Below are 26,750 nucleotides of genomic sequence, written 5' to 3'. Positions count from 1 at the left end.
ATCGACGTGAGCGGGCAGAACCGCAAGCTGTTGATCATCGCCAGTCACGGGCTGCGCGCCGAGCTTCGCCCACTGCTGGAGCAGGGCGCCGGCAGCCGATACGAGCTCGTCGAATTCGAGACCGGCACGGCCGGGGTGCACGCGCTGAACGGTGGAGGCCTGGCACCTGACTGCGTGCTCCTCGCTCATGAGCCGCCTGGCCTGGATGCGCTGGAAGTGCTGGCAGCGCTCCGGGTGGGCCGTCCCGTGCCGCCCTGCCCGGTCGTCATCCTTCCGGCCACCGGTGCCGAGGGGCGCGAGACAGCACGCGCGGCACTGCGGGCGGGCGCCATGGAGGTCATCGAGCGGGGCTCGCTGAACGCGCGGGCCCTGACCCAGGCCATCGAGAACGCCGTGGATCGCTTCACGCCCTGGCGGATGGCGCGGAACCCGGCACGGGAGCCCACCGGGAGCAGCCGGGCTCAGCTCGAGGCGGTGCTCAACGCGCTCTCCGACGGCGTGGTCGTCTTCGACATGGACGGGAACGTGGTCCTCCTCAACGAGGCGGAGGCACGGATCAACGGCTTCGCGAACGCCGCGGAGATGAAGCGCGATCTCCCGTTCTTCGCGGAGCTCTACGAGCTCTCCTCCGAAGACGGGCGGCCTCTTCCGGTGGCGGAGTGGCCGGTCTCGCGGGTGCTGCGGGGAGAGACCCTCCCCCAGTTGCAACTCCGCGCCCGGCGGCGGGATACCGGGCAGCAGTGGCACATCCAGTTCAGCGGCGAGCCCGTCCGGGATGAGGAGGGAAGGCAGGTGCTCGCCATCGTCATCACCCGGGATCTCACGGACCACGTCCGCGCCGAGCAGGCGCTGCGTGCTTCGCAACGGCGCTACCGGACGCTCTTCGAGTCCATCGATGAAGGCTTCAGCCTCGTGCAGATGCTCTTCGACGAGCACGGCAAGCCCGTCGATTACCGGTTCCTCGAGACGAACGCCTCCTTCGAGAGCCATACGGGGCTCGCGAACGCCACCGGCAAGACGGCCCGGGAGCTCGTTCCGGAGCTCGACGAGTCCTGGTTCAGGCTCTACGGCAACGTGGCGCTCACCGGCGAGGTCCTCCGCTTCGAGAACCACGCCCCGGCGATGAACCGCTGGTTCGAGGTGTACGCCTCCCGAGCGGGCGAACCGGAGGCCCGGCAGGTCGCGCTCGTCTTCAAGGACATCACCGAGCGCAAACGGACCGAGCAGGCGCTGCGCGAGAGCGAGGCCCGCGCGCATCAGGCCGCCGCCCGAGCCGAGGCCGAGAGCCGCCTGCTCGACGCCGTGCTCGAAGCGGCGCCCACGGGCATCATCGTGGCCGCTGCGGGCGGCAAGCTCCTGCGGATGAACTCCGCCAATGCACGCGTGTGGGGGCCCGCCCCCACGTCTGAAAGCGTGGACGAGTACCGCGAGTGGAAGGGCTGGTGGGCCGACGGTTCGGAGCGGCACGGGCGCCGCCTGGGGCCGGAGGAGTGGGCAATGGCCCGGGCCCTGGCTGGAGCGCTCGTCCCCGGCGACCTCGTGGAAATCGAACCGTTCGACGCGCCGGGGACCCGCCGCACCATCCTGAACTCCGCCGCGCCCGTGCGGGATGCGGAGGGACGAATCCTCGGGGCAGTGGTCGCGCAGATGGACATCACGGCCCGCGTCCAGGCCGAGGCCGCCGTCCGGCGGAACGAGGAGCGGCACCGGCTCGTCAGCCGCGCCACCAACGACGTCATCTGGGACTGGGATCTCACGACGAACCGGCTCGACTGGAACGACGCGGTGCGCGTGCATTTCGGCTGTACTCCCGAGGAGCTCGGCACCGCCATCGACGGCTGGTACAGCCGCATCCATCCGGAGGACCGCGACCGGGTGGTCACGGGCATCCACGCGGCGATCGACGGTGGCCAGGACAGCTGGAGCGACGAGTACCGCTTCCGCAGGAGCGATGGCTCCTACGCCGCCTTCCTGGATCGCGGGCACATTGGCCGGGACGCCTCCGGCAAGGCGGTCCGCATGATTGGCTCGATGCTGGACCTGACCGAGCGCCGCCGGACCGAAGCCGCCCTGCGCCAGAGCAAGGAGCGCTTCGAGGCGCTCGCCGACAACATGTCCCAGCTCGCCTGGATGACGGACGAGACGGGCGCCATCTTCTGGTACAACCAGCGCTGGTTCGACTACACGGGCACGACGCACGAGGAGATGCAGGGTTGGGGCTGGCAGAAGGTCCACCACCCGGACCACGTGCAGCGCGTCACCGAGCGCTTCATCCAGCACGTCGCCGCGGGCGAGATCTGGGAAGACACGTTCCCGCTGCGCGGCAAGACGGGGGAGTACCGCTGGTTCCTCTCCCGTGCCAACCCCATCCGTGACGCCAGGGGCCAGGTGCGCGGCTGGTTCGGCACGAACACGGACATCACCGAGCAGCTCGAGGCCGAGGAGCAGCTCAAGGAGGCCCTGCGGACGCGCGACGAGTTCCTCTCCATCGCGAGCCATGAGCTGAGGACTCCCCTCACGTCGCTGAAGCTGCAGATGCAGATGACCCGGCGCCGCATCGAGCGGGGAGATCCGGGCGTCTATGAGCCGCAGTGGGTGGGCAAGCTCGTGGAGCAGTCGAACCACCAGCTCGCGCGGCTCACGCGGCTGGTGGGCGACATGCTCGACATCGCGCGCATCCAGACGGGACACCTGGCCCTCGAGCCGGGCCCGGTGGACGCCGTCGAGCTCATTCGCGAGGTGCTGGAGCGGCTGGGCCCGCATCTGGCCGAGGCCCGCACTCCCGCCACGCTGGAGGCGCCGGAGCGGCTCGAGGCGGAGTGGGACCGCTTCCGCATCGAGCAGGTGGTGACGAACCTGCTCACCAACGCCATGCGCTATGGCAACCACAAGCCGGTGGCCGTGAAGCTGCGGTCCCGGGACGGGCGCATCCTGCTGAGCGTGGAGGACCAGGGGCTCGGCATCGCGAAGGAGAACCAGGAGCGCATCTTCAACCGCTTCGAGCGGGCCATCTCCGCGAGCGACGTGTCGGGGCTCGGCCTGGGGCTCTTCATCAGCCGGCAGATCGTGGAGGCGCACGGCGGCCGCATCTGGGTGGAGAGCGAGGGCCCTGGCCGGGGCGCGGCGTTCTTCGTCGAGCTGCCGGTGTTCCCGGACGTCAACCCGCTGAAGCTCGGGGGCCCGGAACGGAACGTGGTCTCGCGCCGCCCGAGCGTCAGGGCGTGAAGGACTCGGGCTGCTTCAGCAGCCGGTAGCGGCCGGGAGACACGCCCGTCCAGCGCCGGAACGAGCGGCTGAAGCTGCTCACGTCCGAGAAGCCCAACCGGAAGGCCACGTCCGCCAGCGCCAGGTGCTCGTCGCGCACGAGCGCCCGCGCCTTCTCCGCGCGCACCCGGTCCACCAGCTCCTGGAAGGAGAGGCCGCCCTCCTCCAGCCGCCGCTGGAGCGTACGCTTGCTCATGTGCAGCCGCGCGGCGATGTCCTCCGCGCCCGCCCCGGAGCCCAGCGCCTCCTCGATGCGCGCGGCCACCGTCGCGGTGAAGTCCTCCGCGGGGGCGCGCGCACGCAGCGCCGAGTCGGCGAGCTGCTCGGCCGTCACCAGCAGGCGCGGGTCCGCCGTGGTCAGCTGCGTCTCCATCCACGCCGCGTCGAACAGCAGCCCGTTGTCGGCGCGGCCGAAGTCGAGCTCCTCCGTGCCGAAGAAGCGGTGCGCGGCATCCACGAGCCTCGGGCGCGCGTGGATGAACCACACCGCCCGCGGCACCACGGGCAGGCCCGTCAGCGTGCGCGCGTGCGTGAGCACCGAGGCGAGCACGTACTCGTGCGCATGCCGGCCGAGGCCCCGGGGGTGTCCGGCCACGCGGCAGGTGAAGGCCACCGCGTCTCCCCGCTCCTCCAGCGCGAGCACGAACCCGCCGTTCTCCAACGGGGCATAGCGCACCATCCGCTGCAGCGCCTCGCGCACCGTGGGGCTCGCGCGCACCGCCAGCTCGCCCAGCCCGTAGCCCCGCGGCTCCAGCTCCGCGGGCAGCCGCAGGGAGAGGAAGGGGTCATCCAGCTCGCCCGCGGCCGCCTCCAGCAGCCGGCCGAAGTCCACGGCGGTGATGGGCGTGTCCGCGTGCGCCTCCACCCCCGCCGGCAGGCCGAAGCGGCGCACGAGCAGCTCCGCGTCCCCGCCGTGCGCGCGCACGAAGCGGACGAGCGCCGGCACCAGCCCGGACCGGAAGGGAGTCTCTTTGCGCGCGCGCGCCACGGGGGACGGATTATGGCACGCTCGGTCATGCTTTCCGGCATCCCGGGTCATACCCGTGCCGGGGGCCGCCCCGTACATTGGCCCGCGTCACTTCAACCGGAGGACGAGCGATGACGACGCACATCAAGAACAAGGAGGGCACCGAGCTGTTCAGCCACGAGGGAGACCTGCGCGAGGCCCTGGAAGCGGCGGCCGAGGCCCGGCTGGACCTCACCAAGGCCGTGCTCGACGGGGTGGACCTGTCGGGGGCGAACCTGGAGGACATGAACCTGCGGCAGGTGAGCCTGCGCGGGGCGAACCTGCGGGGCGCCAACCTGGAGAACACCAACCTCTCCGGTGCCAACCTCCTGGAGGCCCAGCTGCGCGGGGCCAACCTGGAGCACGCCGACATGCGGGAAGTCCTCCTGGCGGGCTGCAACCTCGCGGGCTGCAACCTGGAGGGCGCGCGGCTCGTCGGCGCCAACCTCGCCGGTATCAACGCGCAGGGCTCCAACCTGGAGGGCGCGGACCTGGCCCGCGCGAACCTGGACGGCTCCAACCTGGAGGGCTGCAACCTGGAGGATGCCCGGCTGAGCGAGGCCAACCTCACCCGCGTGAACCTGCGGCGCGCCAACCTGGAGGGCGTGGACCTCGATGGGGCCAACCTCACGTACGCGGACCTGCGCTCGGCCAACCTCGAGAAGGCGGACCTGCGCGACAGCCGCCTCGAGGGCGCCAACCTCCGCGAAGCCAACCTCGACAGGGCCCAGCTCGACCGGGCCACCCTGACGAATGCCTGCTTCGACAACGCCAACCTGGAGCGCGCCAGCTTCTCCGCCGCGACCCTCACCGGCGCCAGCTTCCACGGCGCCAACCTCCACCGGGTGAAGGGCTTCGTCCCGCCCGAGCCCGGGTGAACCGGGCCCGGGCGGAGAAGCCCCTCATCGCGGAGGGCTCAGCTCATGTGGAGCGGTAACGCGTGCGGTGGAGCGCCCGGAGTAGCAGGAGCAGGACACACGCTCCCACGAAGGCGACGATGATCGTGGACACAATGCCGCTTCCGGGTGCGCCGACGCCAAGTGCCCGGAAGAGCCAGCCGCCGATGAAGGCGCCCACGACACCGATGACGATGTCTCCCACGATGCCGTAACCGCCACCCACTACCGCCGAGGCCAGCCAGCCCGCGATGAGGCCGACGACGAGCCAGATGACGAGTGTTTCGATGGTCATGAGAACTACCCCCCAGTTCGAGTCCCCCAACAGGTAAGCACCCGAGCACGGCGAGCCGAGGGAACAGGCAGGCAGGAGAGCCCCACTCCGCCCGCCTGCCTGGACAGGCCTCATGCGGGGCGACGGTGCTCCACCCCATCCGGCCCGGCCACCACCAGCTCGGAGGTCAGGCCAATGAACAGGCCATGCTCCACGATGCCGGCCCGGGCCTCTAGCCGCATGGCCAGCTCCTCCGGATGCTCGAGGGGACCGAAGGCACAATCGAGGACGAGGTTGCCCTGGTCCGTGCGGTAGGGAGTCCCGTCCCGTCCCTGGCGCGGGGTGATGCGCGCACCGAGCCCCTCCAGGAAGAGCGCCTGCGAGCGCCAGCCGAAGGGCAGCACCTCCACCGGCACCGGCCAGTGCGTGCCCAACCGGGGCGACAGCTTGCCCGCATCCACCACGATGAGCACCCGCCGGCTCGCCTGGGCGACGATCTTCTCGCGCAGCAGTGCCCCGCCTCCGCCCTTGATGAGCCGCAGGTGCGAGTCCACCTCGTCCGCCCCGTCGATGGTGAGGTCCACCACCGGGTGCTCCTCCAGCGTGGTGAGGGGCACTCCCAGCGAGCGCGCCAGCTCCTCCGTCCCCACCGAGGTGGGCACACCCACCACGCCGCTCAGCTTGCCCTCGGCGCGCAGGGCGGCCAGCCGGTGCACCACGAAGGCCGCCGTGCTGCCCGAGCCGAGCCCCACCACCATGCCCGGTTGGATGGACTCCACCGCGCGCTCGGCGGCCAGACGCTTGAAGCGGGCGACGTCACTCTCTCCGGGTGCGGACATGGTGGCGGCCTTACCTCAACGCGCGCCGGGCTGCTCTTCCTTCAGCCGCCCCGTCTTCTCCGTGAGGCATGCCAGCAGGCTGTTCCAGGACTTCACGAACGAGTCCGCCCCCTCGCGCTGGAGCTGCACGGCCAGCCCCTCGAGCTCCACGCCCACGGTCTTGAACTCCTCCAGCACCTCGTCGCTCTCCCACTCCTCGTGCGACAGCAGCGGTCCCAACCGGCCATGGTCGGCGAAGGCCAGCAGCGTGCCTTCCGGTATCGTGCTGATGGTGTCCGGAGCGGCGAGTGCCTCCACGTAGAGGGTGTCCCGGGCCGAGGGATCCTTGGTGCCGGTGCTCGCCCAGAGCAACGTCTGCACCGGCGCGCCCTCGGACAGCAACCGGCGGACGCGTGCGCTCTCGCGCAGCTCACAGTAGGCCCGGTAGGTGCGCTCGGCCACCGAGATGCCCAGCCGGTTGCGCAGCGACTCTGGAACCTGCCCCTCCACGGCCTTGTCCCAGCGGCTGACGAAGAGGGAGGCCACCGAATGCACCTCGGGGGAGAGCCCCGCCTCCAGCCGGCGCTCCAGGCCCTTCAAGTACGCGTCCGCGGCCGCCAGGTACTGCTCCATCGAGAAGAGGAGCGTCACGTTGATGGGCACGCCCGCGAAGGTGGCCTCCTCGATGGCGCCCAGGCCCGGGGGAGTCCCGGGAATCTTGATGAAGAGGTTGGGCAGCCCCGCCTGCTCGTGCAGGGAGATGGCCTGGGTGACGGTGGGCATCGTCGACCAGGCGAGCAGCGGCGACACTTCCAGGGACACCCAACCGTCCATGCCCCCGGTGCGCTGGTGGATGGGCCGGAAGAGCGCGGCCGCGCGGGAGAGGTCCTCCAGAGCGAGCCGGAAGAAGAGCTCCTCCAGGCCGGCCCGGGAGGTGGGGTGCTCACGCCCTCGCCCGCGCGAGAGCCCAGCGAGGATGGAGGCGTCATAGGCAGGCCCATGGCGCAGGGCCTGGTCGAAGAGGGTGGGATTGGAGGTGAGCCCGGTGACGGACAGGTCCCGGAGGTAATGCTCCAGCCGGCCGTCGTCGAGCAGCTCGCGGTTGATGAAATCCAGCCACAAGCTCTGGCCGGCGTCGTGCAGTGCCTGGGTCGCGAGCATGGCTCGGACCTCCTTCCGTGAGGCGCGGGCGGCCCGCGCCCCTCTCCGGTTGAAGGTGCACACCCGGGCCTGGGCGCGCAGCCCCGGGCCCGCCTCCCTCCCCCGCGGGCGGGTGAAGCGGCTACGGCTGGGAGCCCGTGCTCCCCCGCGCCTCGCCCTTGGCGAAGCGGCGGAAGAAGCTGGTCCCGTTCCAGCTCGGGCGCTCGGGCGCGTCCGCCACGGTGCGGGCGAGGTCGGCCAGCATCCGGACGAACTTCGCCGCGCCCTCCTTGTTCACCGGCTGGGCGAGGTCATCCGAGGGCGCGTGGTAGCGCTCGCGGTACCACTGCCGCAGCTGCTGCTCCTCCTTCGAGCCCGGCTCGGCGCTGAACTTGAAGGCCAGGGCCGGCACGCCCTCGCGGATGAAGGCGTACTGGTCGCTGCGCACGAAGCCCATGCGGTTGGGCTGCGGATCCGCCTGCACCTTCACCCCATGGGAGGCCGCCACCTGCTTCAGCGACGCGCCCAGCGAGGACTCCTCCTGGCCGTAGGCCACCACGTGGGTGAAGGGGACGAGCGGCAGGAACATGTCCATGTTGAGGTCCGCCAGCAGCCCCGCCGCCGGCACCGTGGGACGGGCCGCGAAGTACTTCGCGCCCAGCAGGCCCTTCTCCTCGCCCGCCACCAGGGCGAAGAGCACCGAACGCTTCGGCTTTTGCGCCGAGCCCTGGAGCACCCGCGCCACCTCGAGCACCGCCGCCACGCCCGAGGCGTTGTCCATGGCACCGTTGTAGATGCGGTCCCCCTTCACCGGCTCGCCCACGCCTACGTGGTCCAGGTGCGCGGAGATGACCACGTACTCCCCCGCGAGCTTCGGATCGCTCCCGGGCAGTACGCCCACGACGTTGGCGGCCTTTACCGGCGCGGTCTCGAAGGCGACCTCGGCCTTCAGGCGCGCGGGCAGCTCGAACCTCGGCATCGGCTTGTCCGCGTTCGCCAGCGCGACCAGCGCGTCATAGGTGTGCGGAGCACCCGCGAACAGCTTCTGCGCGTGGGCCATGTTGACGACGACGCTCACCTTCAGCCCCTCGTCATCGTTGAGGGCCGGGTCCGCGAACATCATCGAGGGCTGCTTGCGCGCCCCCGCGGCGCGCTCCCAGGGGACCTCCACCAGCTTGGGGTTCTGCAGCGTGACGAGCCCCACCGCCCCCGCCTTCTTCAGCGCCTTCACGCGCTCGCTCGTGGAGCCATGGTGGGCACGCAGCGCGCCCGAGACCTTCTCGGGGCCTCCCTGGAGGACGACGGCGATCTTCCCCTGGAGGTCCATGCCCGCGAGGTCATCGTGACCAGCCTCGGGGATGGACAGGCCGTAGCCCACGAACACCATGGGGGCGTCGACCGCGCCCGCCTCCCCCGTCCGGGAGGAGATGATGGCGTCCTGGCCGAGCGTCAGCCGCGTCTCCTTGCCCTCGCGCACCAGCGCCAGCCGCGAGCGCTCCTCCACCAACCGGCGCGACACCAGCGCTATCTCCTGGAGGTAGCTGTCCCCCGCCCCGGGCTTCACCCCGGCGGCCGCGAGCTGCTCGGTGACATAGGCCGCGGCCTTGCGGTAACCCTCGCTGCCCGTCTCCCGTCCCTCCAGCGCATCGCTGGCGAGAAACTCCACGTGCTTCCACCAGCTCGTCCCATTCGGAGCGGGTGCATCGGCGGCACGGGCGGCGGGGGCGCTCAGCAGGGCGAGCGCGGCGAGAAGCGGGGTACGAGGAGAACGGCGCATGGGGGACTCGCTTTCGGCCCGGAGGAGCCCGGGCACGGAAAAAACAGCGCGGCCCCCAACTCCCGGCGGAGCGGATCATTTCCAGCCCTCCGGCGGCGCTCCGGTTTTTTTCTACCGGGTCCTGTCACATCCGCCCACGTTCACATCCATCAGGACGTTGAAAGCGACACCCCGGAAGCCCCGGGGGCCGCATCCCCCCAAGGAGAACGTCATGAAGAAGAACGACAAGCGTGCCCGTCTGCAGCTCAACGACATCGACGCGAACCAGAAGCGGTTGGGCGAGCGCGAGCTCAGCGAAGTTGAGCTCAAGAACGTGGCGGGTGGCATGGCGAGCCAGGGTGGCACGTGTACCGCGTGCTGTGACTGCGACGAGTAGTCCCGAGCCTCTTCCGGACTCGCCTGGCCCGCGGGGACGCTGGCCAGGCGAGTCCGTTTTCCCCCTGCTGAAGGCACCATGATCCTCATCCTGACCGAGCCCCAGGACCCGCACGCGAATGTCGTGGAGAGCAAGCTGCGGCAACGCGGCGCCCGCGTCTGCCGCTTCGACTGGACCGAATTTCCTGGCACCGCGTCGCTGTCCACCGAATACCGCGCGGGCCGCAAGCACGTCTGGTTGAAGCGGGGCGGCGAGAAGCTCGACCTGACGGAGTGCACCGCGGGCTGGCTGCGCCGGCCGGGCAAACCCCTGCTCCCCGGCTCCATCTCCGATCCCCTGCTCAGGAGCTACTCGGAGGACGAGTGCTTGCGCATCCTCCAGGACACCTGGAATGCGCTGGACATCCCCTGGCTGCCCGGCCCCATCCATGCCATCCGGCGCGCCGACAACAAGCAGCTGCAGCTCCAACTGGCCACGGAGCTCGGGTTGGAGATTCCGCCCTCGCTCATCACCAGCGACCCCGACGAGTTCCTGGACTTCTACCGCCAGCACGGCGGACACATCATCGACAAGTTCCCCAGCAACATCATGGCCGCCAGCCAGCGCACCGGCGGGACGCTGATGCGCTACACGCAGGCCGTCACCACCCGCGACGTGGGCTACGCGCGGCGCCTGCGCCACAGCCCCATGCTCTTCCAGGCCCAGGTTCCCAAACGCTTCGAGCTGCGCATCACCGTCACCGGTGACGAGGTGCTCGCCGCGGAGATCCATTCCCAGGCCACCCGCCGCACCCAGCTCGACTGGCGCCACTACGACTGGGGGCACACCCCCTACCGCGTGCACCGCCTGCCCGGCGCCATCCGCCGCGCCTGTCTGGAGCTGGTCGCGCGCCTGGGGCTGCGCTTCGGCGCCATCGACATGATCGTCACCCCCGACGGCCGCTACGTCTTCCTAGAGATCAACCCCAACGGCCAGTGGCTGTGGATCCAAGACGAGACCGGCCTGCCCATCGCCGACGCTCTTTGCACCACGCTCTTGGACCCCGCTGGCCATTCCCCCTCGCCCTACCCATCCCCCGCCCTGGAGGCCCACCCATGAACGAGTCCCTCTCCGCGGCCGTCCGCGACGCACTCGCCGCCCTGGTGAAGTGGCGCGAGGAGCGCCTCGACCCCGAGCAGGCCCAGGAGTCCTTCCAGGCCTTGAAGGCCCGCCACCCGGGCCACTGGATGAACATGGTCTGGGAGCAGGAGACCTACGGGGGCTCGGTCCACTACGACATCCTCATGGCCGATGACGGAGGCACCTACTCGCTGAGCTACTGCGCGGACGAGGAGCTTCCCTGGCCGGCGCGAGGCCTCCAGCGCGTCAACGAGTCGCTCGTCCTGCGCGTCAACGATGACCCCGTCTTCATCAACCAGGCCATCACCTCGCTGGACCATGCCTGGAGCACCCTGCACATCGGCCGGCACCTCATCCACATGAGCCTCATCGACCAGGAGATCCGCGACAGCGGGCTGGTGGTCACCGACGAGGAGCTCGCCGAGGCGCTGCTCGGCTTCCGCAAGAAGCGGCGGCTCTTCAGCGTGGAAGAGGTGGAGCGCTGGATGGCCGAGCATGGCACCACCCAGGTGCAGCTCGAGCAGCACCTGCGTGAGGAGGTGTCCCGCGAGAAGCTGCGCCGCCGGGTGGCCGCGGGCTGTGAGGAGGCCTGGTTCCAGAGCCACCGCACCGATTTCGAGCGCATCCAGGTCGCGCGGCTGTCCGTCCCCCACCAGGACGAAGCCTGGCGGCTGTACGAGCAGCTGAGCGAGGAACCCGGCCGGTTCCTCGAGCGGGCCCAGGTGGACTTCCTGGAGCGGGGGGGCGTGGGCGAGCTCTTCACCACGCTGCAGCGCGGGGAGCTGGAGCCGGAGCAGGCGGAGCGGCTCTTCTCCACCCCGCCCGGACAGCTGGCCGAGCCCATCCCCAGCGGCGAGGGCTACGAGCTGGTGCGCGTGCTGCGCTTCCTCCCGGCCCGGTTCGACGAGGCCACCCGCGAGCAGGTGCGGGACAGCCTCTTCGAGGAGTGGCTCGCCGAGCGCCGGCGCCGCGCGCGCGTGGAGTGGTTCTGGGGCGCCGCCGAGGCCGCCGAGCTGCCAGCCATGTCGCTGTGACGCGCCCCTCTCCGGGGGAGTGAGCGGCGCCACAATGGCCCATTCCTCGCGGAGCCAGGAGGGTGGGGTACCATGCCACCCTGGCGTGGCCTTCCAGCGAAGCAACCGACAGGGGCCCTCGAAGGAGAAGCAGTGGCGCACCGGGCGGGGTACACCCTTCACGAGCAACTCCATTCCAGCCATCGCTCGACGCTCTTCCGGGCCACGCGGCTCGAGGATCAGTGCCCGGTCATCCTCAAGCTGACCGGCAGCGACTACCTCGACCGGCGCCGCACGCTGGAGCTCCGCCGGGAGTACGCCCTCGCCCGCCGTGTCGAGGGAGAGGGCATCGTCCAGGTCCTCGGGCTGGAGGAGTTCCCCGACCGGGCGGCGCTCGTCCTGGAGGACTTCGGGGGCATCTCCCTGCGCCAGTTGCTGGACGAGCGGGGCCCCCTGGACGTGAGCACCTTCCTCGAGCTCGCCGTGCGCATCAGCGCGGCGCTGGGGCACATCCACCAGCAGGGCGTCATCCACAAGGACATCAAGCCGCACAACATCATCATCAATCCCGCCACCGGGGTGGTGAAGATCACCGACTTCTCCCTCTCGGTGGGGCTGTCGCTGGAGACCGTCACCCCCGAGCTCCCCACGCACCTGACGGGCACGCTGGCCTACATGGCGCCCGAGCAGACCGGCCGCATGAACCGGGGCGTGGACTCCCGCGCGGACTTCTACGCCCTGGGCGCCACCTTCTTCGAGCTGCTCACGCACCGCCGCGTCTTCGCCACCCACGCGCCGCTGGAGCTGCTCCACGCGCACGTCGCCCAGATGCCGCCCTCGCCGCGCGACCTCAACCCCGAGGTGCCGGAGGGCCTCGCCGCCATCGTGCTCAAGCTGCTGGCCAAGGCGCCGGAGGACCGCTACCAGAGCACCTGGGGCCTCATCGCCGACCTTGAGCAGTGCCAGCGCCAACTGCGCGAGAGAGGCACGCTCCCGCCTTTTCCCCTGGGCCTCTCGGACCAGCCCCAGCAGTTCCGCCCGCCGCAGGGGCTGCACGGACGCGACGCGGACGTCGCCGTGCTGACCCGCACCTATGTGCGCGCCGCGGCCGGCAACGGCCAGCTCCTGCTCATCTCCGGCCCGGCGGGCATTGGCAAGTCCTCGCTCGTCAACGAGCTGTACCGGGTGACGGCCACCAGCCGGGGCCGCGTGGCCATGGGCAAGTGTGATCAGCTGCTGCGCAGCGAGCCCTTCGATGCCGTCCACCAGGCCCTGCAGCACCTGGTGCGGCAGACGCTCGGCGAGGGCAAGGCGGAGACGGCCCTCATGCGCGCGCGCCTCCAGGAGGTGCTCGGGGCGAACACCGCCGTCCTCGTCGAGGCCGTCCCCGACACCCGCGCGCTGCTGGGCGAGCAACCTCCGCCCGCGCCCCTGCCCGCCTCCGAGTCCAGGTACCGCCTCATGCTGGTGCTCGCGCGCACGCTCCAGGCGTTCGCCACGCCCGAGCGCCCCCTCGCCCTCTTCCTGGATGACCTGCAGTGGAGCGACAGCGCCACCCTCGCGCTGCTGCAGACCCTCGCCCGGGAGCTGGCCACCCAGCACCTGCTGCTCGTCGGCGCCTGGCGCGATGCCGAGGTCTCCACCGCCCACCCCCTCCCCCTCGCGCTCGAGGAGCTGCGCGCCTCGGGCACGGCCTGGGAGCAGCTCCACCTGGAGCCGCTCGGCCTCAAGGAAGTCGCCCGGATGGTGTGTGAGAGCACCGCCGTGGAGACCAGACAGGGGTTGGAGCTGGCGCGCCTCATCCACTCCAGGACGGGCGGCAACCCCTTCTCCGTCATGACGTTCCTGCGCTTCCTGCACGAGCGGTCGCTGCTCCGCTTCGATCCGCGCAGCCGCCAGTGGGGGTGGGACCTCGCCCGCATCGAGTCCGAGGGACTCCCGGACGACGTGGCCACGCTGATGGAGGCCGAGAGCCGCCGACTGCCCGCGGAGACCCAGTCCCTGCTCCAGCTCGCGGCGTGTCTGGGCGTGACGTTTGGCTTCCGGGATCTCACGGTGGCCCGGGGGACTTCGGCCGGAGAGACGGCACGCGCCCTCTGGACCGCCATCGAGCACAGGCTCGTGCTCCCACTCAGCAAGGACTACGTGCTGCTGGACCCGCAGGGCGGCGGGGTGGTGCCCCCGGACCTGGACGTGTCCTTCCGCTTCGTGCATGACCGGGTCCGGCAGACGGCCTATTCGCTCCTTCCCGAGGACGAGCGCACCACGCGCCATCTGCAGGTGGGCCTGCGCCTGTACGAGGATGCCCGCGCCACGAAGACGCTCGACGAGCGGGTCTTCGCCATCCTTCCGCACCTGGGCCACGCGCCGGAGCGCATCGGCCCGGACGCGCTGCGGCTCGAGCTGGCCGATCTCCACCTGGCCGCGGGCCGGCGCGCGAAGACCTCGGGCGCCTACCGCACCGCCTGCGACTTCCTGCGGACCGGCGAACGGCTCATCCCCTCGGCGGCCCGGGAGCAGGAGCACGAGCGGACCTTCGCGCTGCTGAAGGAGCTCACCGAGTCGCAGTACCTGGCCGGCGAGGTCGAGACGGCGGTCTCCGGCTTCTCCACGCTGCTCGCCCGGGCGCGGACTCCGGCCCAGCGGGCCAGTGTCCTCTGCCTGCAGGCCATCCTGAGCAGCCTCAGCGCCCGGCACACCGAGTCGCTGGAGCTTGCCCGCGAGGGCCTGCGCCTGCTCGGAATCGAGCTTCCCGCGGCACCCGATGACGCCACCCTCGCCTCGGAGCTGCGGGAGATGACGGCCACGCTGGCGGGCCGGGACGCCGCGGAGCTGCTCGGCCTGCCCACGATGAGCGACCCGAACGCGATGCTCGCCTCCGAGCTGCTGGGCGCCATGTCGGCCCCCGCCTACCTCGTCTCGCCCAAGCTCTTCGTCCTCGTGGCGCTCCGGCACGTCAGGCTGAGCCTGGAATACGGCAACAGCCGCTTCTCGCCCTATGCGTACGTCGTCCATGGCCTCGTGCTCTCGGCCTTCCTGGACGATCCCCTCTCCGGCCAGCGCTTCAGCCAGCTCGCCCTCGAGCTCGCCACACGCTTCCGCGACCCGATGCAATACGCGCGGGCCCTCTACCTGCATTCGAGCTTCATCGCCCATTGGACGCACAGCACGCGCACCGGCATCGGCCAGCTCGCCGAGGCCTACAAGACGCTGCTGGAGAGTGGCGACTGGCAGCACGCGGGACATTGCTTCTCCGTCCTCTCCTGGCGGCGCTTCGCCCTGGGAGCGCCCCTCCAGGAGAGCCTGGCGGAGAACCAGCGGTTCATCGCCCAGCTCGGGGCCCGGAAGGATCCCGACAACCTCTCCATCATCGAGACGTTCCGGCAGACGTTGCTGCTGCTGAGCGGCGCCCCCGAGGAGCCCCGGCAGCCGCTCTCCATCCAATCACCGGGGAGCCAGGCGTACCGGGTGGTGCTGCTGCTCAAGCAGCACTACCTGCTGCGCCAGCTCGACCAGGCCCTGGCACTGGCGGAGGAGGGGGCCGCGCTGATGCCCTCGCTCCCCGGGGACTTCCTGCTGACCGTGCACGCCTTCTACTCGGCGCTGAGCGCGGCCGGGGTGTACCGGGGTGCCACCGAGGACCGGAAGCCCCGGCTGCTCGAGACGATGGAGCACGCGTGCGCCTTCCTGGAGAAGTGCGCCGGGCGTGCGCCGGGGAACTTCTCGCCCTTCCTCCTGCTGGTCCGCGCGGAGCTCGCCCGCGTGGGGGGGCGGCACGTCGAGGCGCACACCCGCTACGAGGAAGCCATCGCCGCGGCGCGCGCCAGCGGCTTCACCAGCGTGGAGGCCATCGCCTGCGAGCTGGCCTGCCGCTTCCAGGCGGACCTGCACCGCCCACCCCTGGCCGCCGCCTACCTGGTGGAAGCCCTCAACGCGTATGAGCGGTGGGGCGCGGTGGGCAAGGTCCATCTGCTCGCCGCCGAGCAGGCGCACCTCCTGCAATCCTACGGTGGCACCCTGCGGGCCTGGGAGCACAACCGCCAGCCCGCCGGCCTCTCCGTGGCACGGCCCGGGGGAGGCGAGTACTCGGAGCTCGCGTCCTCCTCGGACCTGACCAGCACCACCGATTCGCTCACCGAGGTGCTCGATGTGACCTCGGTGATGAAGGCCTCCCAGGCCATCTCCGGCGAGCTGCACTTCCCGCAGCTCGCCGCCAACCTCGTGGACATCCTCATGGAGAGCGCGGGCGCCCAGCGCGGCGTGCTGGTGCTCCAGCGGGAGGGGGACTTCTTCGTCGAGGCCTCGGGAGAGATGGGCAGGGGCAGCGCCCCGCTGCTTCCCGTGACGCGCATCGCCCAGAGCGACGCGCTCTGCCAGACCATCGCCGAGCTGGTGCTGAGCACCGGCAGCCACCTGCTCCTCGACGATGCCTCCGCCCAGGAGCCCTTCCGCGGGGACCCCTACATCGCCGGCCACCACGTCCGCTCGGTGCTCTGCATCCCCATCCTCCACCGCCGGCAGTTGCTCGGCCTCGTCTACCTGGAGAACAACCTCATCGCGGGCGCCTTCAACGCCAACCGCCTCAAGGCGGTGGGCCTGCTGTCGGCCCAGGCCGCCATCTCCATCGAGAACGCCGGGCTCTACCGCAAGCTCGAGCAGTCCAACCGCACGCTCGAGCAGCGCGTCCAGGAGCGCACCGAGCAGATGCACTCCCAGAACGCCGAGCTGCAGCGCGCGCTGGAGAGCCTCAAGACGATGCAGGCGCAGATCATCACCCAGGAGAAGCTCGCCTTCCTCGGCTCGCTCACCGCGGGCATCGCCCACGAGCTGAAGAATCCCCTCAACTTCGTGAAGAACTTCTCCGAGCTCTCGCTGGAGCTGGTGCGGGAGCTGCGCGACATGGTGGAGCGGCGGGAGGAGACGGGCCCCGTGCTGGAGGAGCTGGAGCAGAACATCTCCAAGGTGTGCGAGCACGAACAGCGGGCCAGCGGCATCATCAACGGGATGCTGCGGCACGCGCGCAGCAACCGGGGAGAGGCGCAGCCCACCCCCATCAACCCGCTCGTGGAGGAGGCCGTCCGGCTCGTCCAACACGCCCTGCGCGCCATGCGTCCTCCGCGCCAGGTGACGATCGACACCGCCTTCGACGACACCGTGCCGCCGTGCCAGCTGGTGCCCGAGGACCTGAGCCGCGTCATCCTCAACCTGCTGGACAACGCCTGCTACGCGGCGCACAAGGCCCGGCATGGGACGGCGGAGCAGGCCCGGCTGAAGGTGGCCACGCGCTGGACGGGCTCCGAGGTGGAGATCCGGGTGCGCGACAACGGCAATGGAGTCCCCGCCTCGGTGAAGGACAAGATCTTCATGCCCTTCTTCACCACCAAGCCGGCGGGCGAGGGCACCGGGCTGGGCCTGTCGCTCAGCCATGAAATCGTCATCGCGCTCGGCGGCAGGCTGCGGTTGGAGTCCGAGGAGGGGAAATACGCGGAGTTCACCGTCGCGCTCCCGGGTGAGCTCGCGCGGGCTCCGTCCAACGGCTGACGGGAGCCACCTCCAGGGACGTGACGGTCCGCTTTACCCGTCCGGACCCCTGCGGCAGCATGAGCACCGAGCCGGCCCCTCGGCTCCCACCCCAGGTGCCATGGCTCCTCCCGCCCTTCAACGCCAGGTGCTGCTGCCAGCGCTGGTCGTCACCAGCGTCGGGCTCGCCTCGCTGGCCCTCGGTCTGAACTACCTCCAGCACCGCTTCCCGCACGAGGACGCCTACATCCTCTTCCGGTATGCGCGGAACCTGGCGGACGGCTACGGCATCGCCTTCAACCCGGGAGGACCCCCGGCGGAGGGCGCCACGGACTTCCTCTGGATGGTCACCCTGGCCGCGCTCAACGCGCTGGGGTTGGACGTGGCGGTGGCGGCCGTGGTGGCCAATGCCCTGGGGGCCGCGCTCTGCACGGGGCTCCTCCTGAGCGCCGTGCCCCTGCGCGAGCTCGAGCCGCGGCGTCACTGGCACCTGCTGCTGGCACCCGGGGTGCTGCTGGTGACGGCGGCGGCCACGGCGGCGTACGTCGGCTTCAGCAGCATGTTCTATGGAGGGGTGGCGCTCCTCACCTACCGGCTGTTCACGGCCCGCTCCGAGCGCGTGCGGCGGCTCGTACCCGTCGCCGGACTGCTGCTGGCACTGGTGCGTCCGGATGGGGTGGTCATCGGCGTGGGCATGACGCTGCTGGCGCTCGTGCGAGCCCCGCCGGGACAACGCGGACGCTTCGTGCGCGTCATGGGCGTCTGCGCGCTCGTGGGAGCCGGCTACTTCGTCTGGCGCGCCACCTACTTCGGCGAGCTGCTGCCCCTGCCCCTCTACGTGAAGTCCCACGCCCCCTCGCCCCTGCCCGGCCTGGGGGAGAACCTGGCCTGGCTGTGCCAGCTCGCCGCCCCGCTCGTCGTCTTCCTCGCCGCCACCCTCCTCTTCCTGTCGCGCGAGGGGCTGACGGACGTGAGGCCCTACCTGCTGGGGCTCGCCCCGTTCGCCCTGCACGTCGCCCTGCTGAGCCTCGGGGTGCCCAGCCAGAACATCGCCATGCGCTTCCAGGCCCCCGCCCTGCTCGCGCTGCTGCTCGCCCTCCAACTGCTGCTCGCCGGGCCCACGTCCGCCCCGGGCGGTGGAAGCGCGCGGGTCGCCTTCCTGGTGGCGCTCGTCTGTGCCTGCCTTCCCCAGGTCTGGCTGCTCCGGGACACCCTCGTGCGCGCGCCGTTCGATCCCTACATGGATCGCTTCTCCTTCGCGCTGGGCAGACGGCTGGACCGAGGCACCGTGGTGGCGCTGACGGAGGCCGGGCGCCTGCCCTTCTGGACCGAGGCCCAGGTGGTGGACCTGGTGGGCCTCAACACGCGAGAGACAGCCCGGAAGCCTCCCACCGCGGACTTCCTGCGGGAGCTGGCTCCGGACCTCGTCATGTTCCACCACGACTGGACCCTGGATGTGTCCGGGGTGCGGAGTGGCCCGGGGCAGGACGTCGTCGCCGTCACCGGGCCCCTGCGCGACCTGGTGCTGCCGCAGTACCGCCCGCTGCTCACCGCCTCCGGCAAGTCCTACGACGAGCTCGCCGTGGACCACGTGAAGCTGGCGCCGCTGGTAGCCACCGAGTTCCTCAGCCAGATGCGCGAGGCGTATGACGTGTACCTCGTGCGCTATCTCCGCGGGTACGCGCACGTGTACGGCGTCAAGAAGGGGCTGGCGCGGCGCGAGGACATTCCGCGCCTGCTCCAGGAGGCCCATGAGCGGGGCCCCTCCTCCTACTTCGCGCTCTCGCGGAGCGCCCCGCCACCTCCCCAGCCGTAGCGGGGAGGCGCGGTCCCACGCCCTTTAGAGGTACGTCACCGTTCCATCCGCGCGCGTGCAGGAGCCGTCCTGCGCGGGGTTGCCCACGGTGCGCAGGATGTCCGTCCCCGAGGCGGGCAGCCGCCGTCCGGCCAGCTCGGAGCCGATGGCGCGCACGAGCAGGTGCTTGAGGAGCTGCACCTGGTAGCAGGGGATGTGCGGCTCCGCGTGCTCTCCGCCGATGCCCGAGTCATTGGTGAGGAAGATGTAGCGGCCCAGGGTGAGCTGGGCGGCGAGGCGCATCAGGTACTCGGCCTCGTCGGCCACGCCGCTGGCGGCGACCGGGTACACCTTGATGCCGGAGAGGCGGGCGCGGTGGGCCTCGCGCAGGAAGGCCTGGTAGTGCTGCGTGTGCGTGGGCGCGTCGGCCACCAGGAAGGTGAGGCGCGCGGTGTTGCCTGTGCGCCACGAGAGCTGGTGGATGGCGCCCAGCCCGCGCTCCATGGCCTCGGGGTAGTCGCCGCCACCATTCGCCACCTGCTCCGACAGCCGCTGCCGGAAGAGGCCCACGTCCGAGGTGAAGTCGAAGGGCCGCACGACGTACTCATCCCCCTCATCGCGGTACATCACCAGCGCGAACCGCGCCGAGACATCCGGGTAGGTGCTTCGCACCGAGTCGACGATGTTCTGGATCTCCGCCTTCAGGTAGTTGATCTCGTCGCCCATGCTGCCGGTGGCATCCACCACGAAGGCCACGTCCAGCTCGGTGGGCAGGATGCCTCGAGCGCCCGGCAGGGTGAGGTTCCACGCGGTGCCTTCGACGGAGGTGGTGACCGGCACGCCGCTCTGGCCGGGCGGAGGCGCCACGGTCACCGAGAAGGCCCCGTTGGCCTGCGCGCCATCCTGGGCGGGAAGGAAGAGCAGCCGGCCATCGGAGGCGGTGGGCGCCTCGAGCCGCTTGCCCGCGGCATCCCCCACGATGACGTGGGCATTGGGGACGGGACGGCCCTCCTCGTCGCGCACGGTGATGACCACGCGATCGGCGCTGGGGTGCGCGGGCAGCCCCTGGGGCGCCTCGGTGAGGTACTTCTGGAAGAAGGAGAAGTTGAGGTTGTCGTCCCAGTCTCCGGCGGTGAGCTGGCCGGGTGCCGGGGTGTTGGAGCCGCCCCCGCCCGGCTCCGAGGTGCCGCCCGTGCTCGGACCCGCACTTCCCGGAACCGGTGCTCCTGCCGTATCCCCATCACTCCGAGGCGGCGCGCTCGGCTCGGGGGACACGCCTCCGGAAGAGCCCTCCGAGTAGGAGCCATCATCGGTGTTGCCTTGGGTGGACGCGCCACAGGCGGACAGCAGGGCCAGTGCGACGAGCAGCCCGCCGAGACCGAACAGCTTGTGTCTCATGGTTGTGCCTCCGGGTGAGGGATGAGGGAATCGGGGCGGCGCGACTGCAAGCGCCTTGCCTCGCGATTCCCCGAGCGCACGGAGAGGCGGACACCCGCAGCGCGGGGAGAAGCGCAGGGGGCGCTGATGGTTTTCCACCTCGGAAAACCGAGCCGGTGTGGCGTGTGCGCCGGAAAAAGAATCGGGGAGGCGCCACCCCCGTAGCGCCTCCCCGATCCACTTCCCCGTACTGCCCCCGAAGACCGCTGTGCTTCCCCCGAAGCGTCCCCACCCGTCCTGCCCCACCACCTTTTCGAGGAAGGGATGAAGCATCCCTCATGCCAGCAGGGCTCCAACAGCAAGTGTTTGTGATTTCGAGGGTTTGCCGAGCGCGGCTGGGTGGGCTCGGCCTCGAGGGCGGTAAGAGCTACGGCCCCGATTCCACGAACTCTTCACCCGGATACAACGAATCGAGCAGGTCCCTGGCCCGGAGGGGTGAGACGGAGTCCGGAAAAAGAATCGGGGAGGCGCCACCCCCGTAGCGCCTCCCCGATCCACTTCCCCGTACTGCCCCCGAAGACTGCTGCGCTTCCCCCGAAGCGTCCCTACCCGTTACCCCACCCCGACCAACCCGCCCCCCGATAACGCCCTGCCCTTCGATCTCTTCCCGACCCCGTCCAACCCCCCCAACCGACCCGCCGCCCCCCGACCGCCCCCAACCCCGTCCTGCCCCGTCCCCAACCCCGTCCTGCCCTGCTCAACCCGACCGACCCGACCCCACCCTGCCCCGACCGACCCGCCCGTCCTGCCCCGTCCTACCCGCCCTGCCCCGTCCTACCCGCCCGTCCTGCTCGTCGTGCTCTTCCCAGCCCGCCCAACCCCGTCCTGCCCCGCCCTACCCTGACCACCCCACCCGCCCTGCCCCGCTGACTTCTTGCTGAAGGGATAGAGCATCCCGCGTGCCAGCCGCGCTCCACGGATAAAGCCCCGTGATTTCAAATGGTTGTCCTCCACCGGGGGGCGGAACCTGTCCCCAAGTCGGTAAGACTTACAGGAGAAAATTTCCGTAGAGCAGTAAGCGGCCGCGGCCACGGCCTCACTTCGGCGCGGCCAGGCGGGTGGCTCGCGCGTCCAGCGCTCGTTGAAGGGCGGCTCGCCGCGCCGGGTCGAGCGTCTTGTCCTCCACGAGTCTCTTACGCGCCTCGTTCAAGGCACTGCGCGCCCCCTCGAGGTTGCCCGCGCCCTCATAGGCCGCCGAGAGGCTGTCCCAGTCGTTGGCCGAGGCGGGAAACGTCCGCGTCACGTGCTGGAAGGCGGCGAGCGCCGCTGGCTTCCGTCCCGCCTGGAGCAGCCGGTAGCCCGAGCTGGTTGAAATTGAAGAAGGCCCAGCCGCCCTCGAAACGCTTCGAGTCCTTCACCTCGGCCTCAATGGCGAGGAGCTCGGGGTGGCACGGCGGCTGGCTCGCCCGTCTGCGCGGCGGCATGGGGAAGGGTGGCTCGGGACGAGCAGGCGGCGAGGGCGGCGGCGGTGAGCACGCTCAGCTGGGTCGGTGCATGGGAATGCTCCTTCAGTGAGGGCGTTAGAGTGCCTGACAAAACCTGGCCAGGGACGCGGGCCGTGCACAGGTCGGGTGCATGGCCCGCGAGCTTGTCTCCGACGCGCTCTGGTCCTGCGTCGAGCCACTTCTCCCGAAGCATCCGCCTCACCTAAAGGGGGCATCCGCCCGCGGATGATCGCGCCTGCTTGCCAGGCATCCTCTTCGTGCTCAAGATCGGCATCCCTTGGGAGGACTTACCCGGCGAGGTCATCATGGCGGCCAAACTCAACGTCATCTTCGGTCCCTGCGGCGCGGGGAAGACGACCTACGCCCACGCCTTAGCCCGGCGGGAGGGCGCCGTCCCCTTCATCCTCGACGAATGGGGCGCGCGCCTCTTCGGCCCCGACGTCCGCGGGCCCATCGAGTTCCGGTGGATGCTGGAGCGGGCCGGCCGCTGCGCGGCGCTGATCAGGTCGACGGCAGCCGCTGTGGTCGCCGCCGGGACTTCGGTGGTCCTCGACATCGGGCTGATGCGCCGCGCCGACCGCGAGCGCATCAGCCAGATCGCCGAGGCCGCCGGCCTGTCGCTGCAGTGGCACTTCGTTGACGCGCCGCAGGATGTCCGCCGCGCCCGGGTCGCCGGCCGCAACACCGCCAAGGGCGAGACCTTCGCCATGGAGGTGACGCCGGAAATGTTCGACCTCATCGAGGGCCTCTACGAGGCGCCCGAACCCGCCGAGTTGGAAGGCGCCATCGTCAGCGTGAGCAACTAGGCCGAGAACCTCCAGCACCGCGACGAGCTCTCCGAGCCGGGGACCACCCTCTTCACCGTGGAAGTCAGCCCTGCCCTGCTGGGGCCTCAAGAGGGGCGCCACCACCGGCTGCGGTCGGTGCAGGCGTTGGACGGAGAGGCCGAGGTCTGGGCGATGCTGCGCCTGTTCAAGTCCCTGCGCCGCGAGCACCGCGATCCGCTCGAGTGCGAGGAGTCCATCAGCGAGTTCCTCGACGGCCTCATCCGCCGGCCGCAGCCCTCGGCGAGCCGCCCGCGCTGGCTCGCGCGCGTCGAGGAGAGCCCGCGGGTGAATTATCGCGAGCAGGTCTCGCTGCACCAGTTGGCCACGCTCGCGGGGGTGCACCCGGTGCACGTCTCACGCAGCTTCCGCCGCCACCACGGCGGTTCCATCCGTGATTTCGTCCACAGGCTGCGCATGTTGCACGCGTGCCGGCTCATCGAGGAGCAGCAGAGCCTGGCCTCGGCCGCCGCGGAGAGCGGCTTCTGTGACCAGAGCCACATGACGCGGGTGTTCCTCTCGGTCACGGGAATGACGCCGTCGCGCTTTCGCCAGACGGCGCACGGCTGACCCCCGGGCAAAGCCCCATGGCAGTGGAGTCCCATGCAGCGCCCCCCGACAGCTTCCGCCGATTCCACCTCGCCGCCAGCTGCGCCTTCATGGCCGCGGGCCTCTTCGTGCTCTTCTACCGGGGCCCCTTCATGAGGTTCCACGGGCAGCGCGCCGGGAACCTGCTGTGACGAGCTTCAACCAAATCCTGTGAGCGGCGTCACACGGCGCTCCTGCGTGTCTGGGTTCACCAGAATCCTGTGGGAGTGATCACAGCGACGTGGGGCTGCTTCCGGAAGGATTGCGTGCACTGGGAGGCCGCAGGGCCATTCCTGCCACCCATCACGCAATGAAGCAGCAAGGAGCAGCACCATGATGACTCACTCCACCCGACGTCCGCTCAGCCCATTCCACACACCCAAGGTTGCTCGAGGGCTGGGGGCACCCGCTCGTGCCGGAATGGGCCTGGCCGTGTGGCTCCTCTGCGTGAGCACGCTGCTCCTCTCCGCCTGTGGCCCGGCCAGCTCGGACTTCGCGGAGGCCGGGAGCGTCCAAGGGCCCGAGCTCACGACTCGCGAGGACTTCCTGACGAGCTGCGGGGACGGAACGGTGGGAAGCATGGAGAGCTGCGACGATGGCAACGCGACGAGTGGAGACGGCTGCTCGTCGTCTTGCGCCGTCGAGCCGGGTTACGTCTGCCGCATCGCGGGCCGAGCGTGTCTCCCCCGGGCATGCGAGACCTTCGACAGCGGCGGTAGCACCTTCCTGCGCAACAACTTCGTCGAAATCGGCCTCAACCCGAATGCGGCCTTCGGCTCACAGGTGGCGCCTCCGGCCGGCTGGCACCCACGGGCGAACGCGAGCGCGCCGGGAACCGAGCTCGGCTTCGTGTCGGATGCGGAGTCGACCGGATGGACCAACTATCACGGCGACTTCTTCACACCTGGCTCCCCCGAGGAAACCTGGGGCATCACGGTGAATGGCACGTCCTATCACAACTCACGCAGCGGCCCCCTGACCGAGATTGCCGGCAGCTTTGGCGCGAGCAGTTGCGTGGCTGTCGGCGCATGCGGCTACCGGGGTGGAGCGAGTGTGAACTGGACTTCGTCGAGCCCGGTGGGCGGCGTCTCCGTCAAGAAGAGCTACACCATCGTGGACGGCGGCGCGTTCATCCGGATCAAGGTGACGCTCACCAACACCACGGGTTCTGACCTGAGCAACGTCTATTACATGCGCTCGGTCGATCCGGACAATGATCAGACTCGCTTTGGCAGCTACGTCACGACCAACACCATCGTGAGCCAGCCGGGCGATTCGTCGTCCATCGCCCAGGTCACCGCGAGCCAGACCAATGGCCTGGTGGTCAGCAACCTGGCCTATGTGGCAGACGACGCCCGCGCACGCGTCACGCATGGTGGCTTCGCCGTCCGCGGCGCGGACACGGTCTGGAATGGAACCGGCCTCAACACGAGCGGGAGCGTCACCGCCGATCAGGCCATGTCGATTGCCTTCAAGTTCGCCAGCATCCCGGCGGGTGGCACGGTCTCCTTCCTGTATGCCATCAACCTGGAGCCTTCCGCGAGCGACGCCCTCGCCTGCTTGGATGACACGGATAGCGACGGTGTGCTCGACCCCAACGACCCCCAGCCGAACAACCCGGGCATCTGCGGCGACTCGGACGCGGACAGCTGCGATGACTGCTCGGAGAGCACCTACAATCCGGCGGCGGACGGCACGGACTCCGACAGCGACGGCCAGTGCGACCTCGGCGATGCCGATGATGATGGCGACGGCGTGCTGGACGTGGACGACCGTGAGCCCACCAACCGCCTGGTGTGTGGTCTGGACGGGGACGGCGACACCTGCGACGACTGCGGCAGCGGCACCCGGAACGCCGCGGCCGATGGCGCGGACACCGATGCCGATGGCCAGTGCGACGCGGGTGATGCGGACGACGACAACGATGGCGCGCTGGACGCCGCTGACTCCGATGACGCCAACCCGAACGTCTGCTCGGATACCGACGACGACACCTGCGAGGACTGCGGCAGCGGCAGCTACAACCCCTCGGAGGACGGCCTGGACACCGATGCCGATGGCCGGTGCGATGCTGGCGACACGGACGATGACAACGACGGCGTGATGGATTCGGACGATTCCGACAAGACCGATCCCTGGCTCTGCGGCGACTCCGATGGAGACACCTGTAACGACTGTGCCGCGGGCAGGTTCCACCCGGAGGCGGATGGCCTCGACACGGACCGGGACGGCCTGTGCGACGCTGGCGATGGCGATGATGACAACGACCAGGTCGCCGACGCGGACGATGCCTTCTCGCTCGACCCGAACGAGTCGGTGGATACGGACGGAGACGGCCAGGGCAACAACGCCGACACGGACGATGATGCCGACGGGCTGGATGACTCGCTCGAGGCGCGCCTGGGGACCAACCCGCTGGATGGGACGACCCGGGTCCAGATCAACGGTGGCGGCTGCAGCAGCACGGGCAGCCCGTCGGCCACCTGGAGCCTCTTCCTGACGGTGATGGGGCTGTTGTGGCACTCCCGCCGCCGTCACACGAGGCGCATCCAGACGGCCATCCTGGCGGTGGCGGCCTTGCCCTCCGTGGCCTCGGCGCAGTCGCTCGACGTGCAGAACTTCAAGCCCGCTCCAGGGGCGCACGACCTCCAGGTGGTTCAGTCCCCGCGCGTCGCCGGGCACCTTCAGTGGAACGCGGGCTTGATGCTCCAGTACGCCCATGATCCGCTCCACATCGGGGTGACGCCCGAGAACCGCGTGACCCATCGGCTGGTGAACTCGCTCTACACGGCGGACTTCTATGGTGCGGTGGGTCTCTTCGGCCGGTTCGAGCTCGGCATCTCGGTCCCGGTATCCCTGACGAGCGGGGACGACGCTTCGGCGATTCATCCGGAGCTCGGCAGCGGAGGCACCCACGGGGGCCTGGGCCATGTGCGCGTCGTTCCCAAGGCACTCCTGCTGGAGCGCAACGGGTTCTCGCTCGGCGCGAGCGTGCCGGTGCTGCTGCCCGGAACGGCCAGTCACTACCTGGCCTCGGCGGGGCTCGCGGTCCAGCCGAGCCTGTTGGGAGAGTGGCGGTACCGGTGGGTGCGCGTCTCCGGAAACCTGGGAGTCCACCTCCGGCCCGAGGCGAAGCTCGCGAACTTCACGGTGGGCCATGAGCTCCTCTACAAGCTTGGCCTCGAGGCGCCCTTGAGCTGTGGGGCGAACCCGTTGCGGCTGCAAGGCACTCTCTTTGGAACCCGAGCCCTGAGCAGGACGGGAGCAGCGCATCCGCTCGAAGCGACCGTCGGGCTCCATCATGGCCTCACCCGTCAGTGGGGGCTGAGCGTGGGGGCGGGCATGGGGCTGGGTGATGGATATGGCACCCCGGCCTACCGCATGTTCGCGGGACTGAGCTGGACGGAGCGCACCGAAGCCGCCTCGCGGCCGTGACGGCCGGAGTCATTTCCACTGGC

The 26,750-nt window shown here is 70.2% G+C and carries 17 protein-coding genes and 2 pseudogenes; 12 read left to right on the top strand and 7 right to left on the bottom strand.

Annotated elements, in window-relative coordinates:
- Positions 1 to 6 precede the first annotated feature (6 nt).
- Positions 7 to 3,225 carry a PAS domain S-box protein gene (locus NR798_RS07770; RefSeq protein WP_375770792.1) on the top strand — a complete coding sequence of 1,073 codons (3,219 nt, stop codon included), beginning with the start codon at positions 7 to 9 and terminating at the stop codon, positions 3,223 to 3,225.
- Here NR798_RS07770 and NR798_RS07765 read toward each other — a convergent pair.
- A complete protein-coding gene (locus tag NR798_RS07765; protein ID WP_375770791.1) occupies positions 3,215 to 4,252 on the bottom strand; it encodes an AraC family transcriptional regulator in 1,038 nt (345 codons plus the stop codon). The genes NR798_RS07770 and NR798_RS07765 overlap by 11 nt on opposite strands.
- A 110-nt stretch (positions 4,253 to 4,362) precedes the next feature.
- On the opposite strand from NR798_RS07765, the gene NR798_RS07760 reads away from it, so the two are divergent.
- Positions 4,363 to 5,148: a pentapeptide repeat-containing protein gene (locus NR798_RS07760; protein ID WP_375770790.1), complete on the top strand. Its 786-nt coding sequence runs from the start codon at positions 4,363 to 4,365 to the stop codon at positions 5,146 to 5,148.
- 43 nt (positions 5,149 to 5,191) lie between these two features.
- On the opposite strand, the gene NR798_RS07755 is transcribed toward NR798_RS07760, so the two are convergent.
- The 4 genes from NR798_RS07755 to NR798_RS07740 form a co-directional block, all read right to left on the bottom strand.
- Positions 5,192 to 5,461, bottom strand: coding sequence for a GlsB/YeaQ/YmgE family stress response membrane protein (locus tag NR798_RS07755; protein WP_047855393.1), 270 nt, complete (start codon positions 5,459 to 5,461; stop codon positions 5,192 to 5,194).
- Between the two features lie 110 nt (positions 5,462 to 5,571).
- A complete protein-coding gene (rpiA, locus tag NR798_RS07750) occupies positions 5,572 to 6,279 on the bottom strand; it encodes a ribose-5-phosphate isomerase RpiA (RefSeq protein ID WP_375770789.1) in 708 nt (235 codons plus the stop codon).
- A 15-nt stretch (positions 6,280 to 6,294) separates the two neighbouring features.
- Positions 6,295 to 7,419 (bottom strand): transaldolase, encoded by a 1,125-nt coding sequence (tal, locus tag NR798_RS07745; protein ID WP_375770788.1) that lies wholly within the window; start codon positions 7,417 to 7,419, stop codon positions 6,295 to 6,297.
- 121 nt (positions 7,420 to 7,540) lie between these two features.
- Complete coding sequence (locus tag NR798_RS07740; RefSeq protein WP_375770787.1) at positions 7,541 to 9,175, bottom strand: M28 family metallopeptidase; 1,635 nt, start codon at positions 9,173 to 9,175, stop codon at positions 7,541 to 7,543.
- Between the two features lie 211 nt (positions 9,176 to 9,386).
- Here NR798_RS07740 and NR798_RS07735 point away from each other — a divergent pair, with 211 nt between their 5' ends.
- The 5 genes from NR798_RS07735 (at position 9,387) to NR798_RS07715 (ending at position 19,019) form a co-directional block, all read left to right on the top strand.
- Positions 9,387 to 9,551: a hypothetical protein gene (locus NR798_RS07735; protein ID WP_375770786.1), complete on the top strand. Its 165-nt coding sequence runs from the start codon at positions 9,387 to 9,389 to the stop codon at positions 9,549 to 9,551.
- A gap of 78 nt (positions 9,552 to 9,629) precedes the next feature.
- Positions 9,630 to 10,649 carry an MvdC/MvdD family ATP grasp protein gene (locus tag NR798_RS07730; RefSeq protein WP_375770785.1) on the top strand — a complete coding sequence of 340 codons (1,020 nt, stop codon included), beginning with the start codon at positions 9,630 to 9,632 and terminating at the stop codon, positions 10,647 to 10,649.
- Positions 10,646 to 11,704, top strand: a complete 1,059-nt coding sequence (locus tag NR798_RS07725) for a TIGR04500 family putative peptide maturation system protein (protein ID WP_375770784.1) — start codon at positions 10,646 to 10,648, stop codon at positions 11,702 to 11,704. Before NR798_RS07730 ends, NR798_RS07725 begins: the two co-directional genes overlap by 4 nt.
- 132 nt (positions 11,705 to 11,836) lie before the next feature.
- The gene (locus NR798_RS07720) at positions 11,837 to 17,224 is read left to right on the top strand and encodes an AAA family ATPase (protein WP_375770783.1); all 5,388 of its coding nucleotides are present in this window, start codon (positions 11,837 to 11,839) and stop codon (positions 17,222 to 17,224) included.
- Between the two features lie 100 nt (positions 17,225 to 17,324).
- The gene (locus tag NR798_RS07715; RefSeq protein WP_375770782.1) at positions 17,325 to 19,019 is read left to right on the top strand and encodes a hypothetical protein; all 1,695 of its coding nucleotides are present in this window, start codon (positions 17,325 to 17,327) and stop codon (positions 19,017 to 19,019) included.
- A gap of 24 nt (positions 19,020 to 19,043) precedes the next feature.
- On the opposite strand, the gene NR798_RS07710 is transcribed toward NR798_RS07715, so the two are convergent.
- Positions 19,044 to 20,396 carry a VWA domain-containing protein gene (locus tag NR798_RS07710; RefSeq protein WP_375770781.1) on the bottom strand — a complete coding sequence of 451 codons (1,353 nt, stop codon included), beginning with the start codon at positions 20,394 to 20,396 and terminating at the stop codon, positions 19,044 to 19,046.
- A 1,075-nt stretch (positions 20,397 to 21,471) separates the two neighbouring features.
- Positions 21,472 to 21,678 (bottom strand): hypothetical protein, encoded by a 207-nt coding sequence (locus NR798_RS07705; protein WP_375770780.1) that lies wholly within the window; start codon positions 21,676 to 21,678, stop codon positions 21,472 to 21,474.
- A gap of 332 nt (positions 21,679 to 22,010) precedes the next feature.
- Between NR798_RS07705 and NR798_RS07700 the strand changes: the two are divergent.
- From NR798_RS07700 to NR798_RS07680, 5 genes and pseudogenes are all read left to right on the top strand, one after another.
- Positions 22,011 to 22,242: pseudogene (locus tag NR798_RS07700) on the top strand (transposase); the annotation flags it as partial.
- A gap of 21 nt (positions 22,243 to 22,263) precedes the next feature.
- Positions 22,264 to 22,686, top strand: a pseudogene (locus tag NR798_RS07695) (AAA family ATPase); the annotation flags it as partial.
- A gap of 57 nt (positions 22,687 to 22,743) precedes the next feature.
- Positions 22,744 to 23,274, top strand: coding sequence for a helix-turn-helix domain-containing protein (locus NR798_RS07690; RefSeq protein WP_375770779.1), 531 nt, complete (start codon positions 22,744 to 22,746; stop codon positions 23,272 to 23,274).
- 17 nt (positions 23,275 to 23,291) lie between these two features.
- Positions 23,292 to 23,444: a hypothetical protein gene (locus NR798_RS07685; protein WP_375770778.1), complete on the top strand. Its 153-nt coding sequence runs from the start codon at positions 23,292 to 23,294 to the stop codon at positions 23,442 to 23,444.
- Between the two features lie 295 nt (positions 23,445 to 23,739).
- Complete coding sequence (locus NR798_RS07680) at positions 23,740 to 26,727, top strand: myxococcus cysteine-rich repeat containing protein (RefSeq protein ID WP_375770777.1); 2,988 nt, start codon at positions 23,740 to 23,742, stop codon at positions 26,725 to 26,727.
- The last annotated feature ends 23 nt before the right edge of the window (positions 26,728 to 26,750 follow it).

It is taken from the genome of Archangium gephyra, from assembly GCF_042230915.1.
In the GTDB taxonomy this organism is placed as follows: Bacteria; Myxococcota; Myxococcia; order Myxococcales; family Myxococcaceae; genus Archangium; species Archangium gephyra_B.
This window is presented reverse-complemented; position numbering and strand designations above follow the sequence as displayed.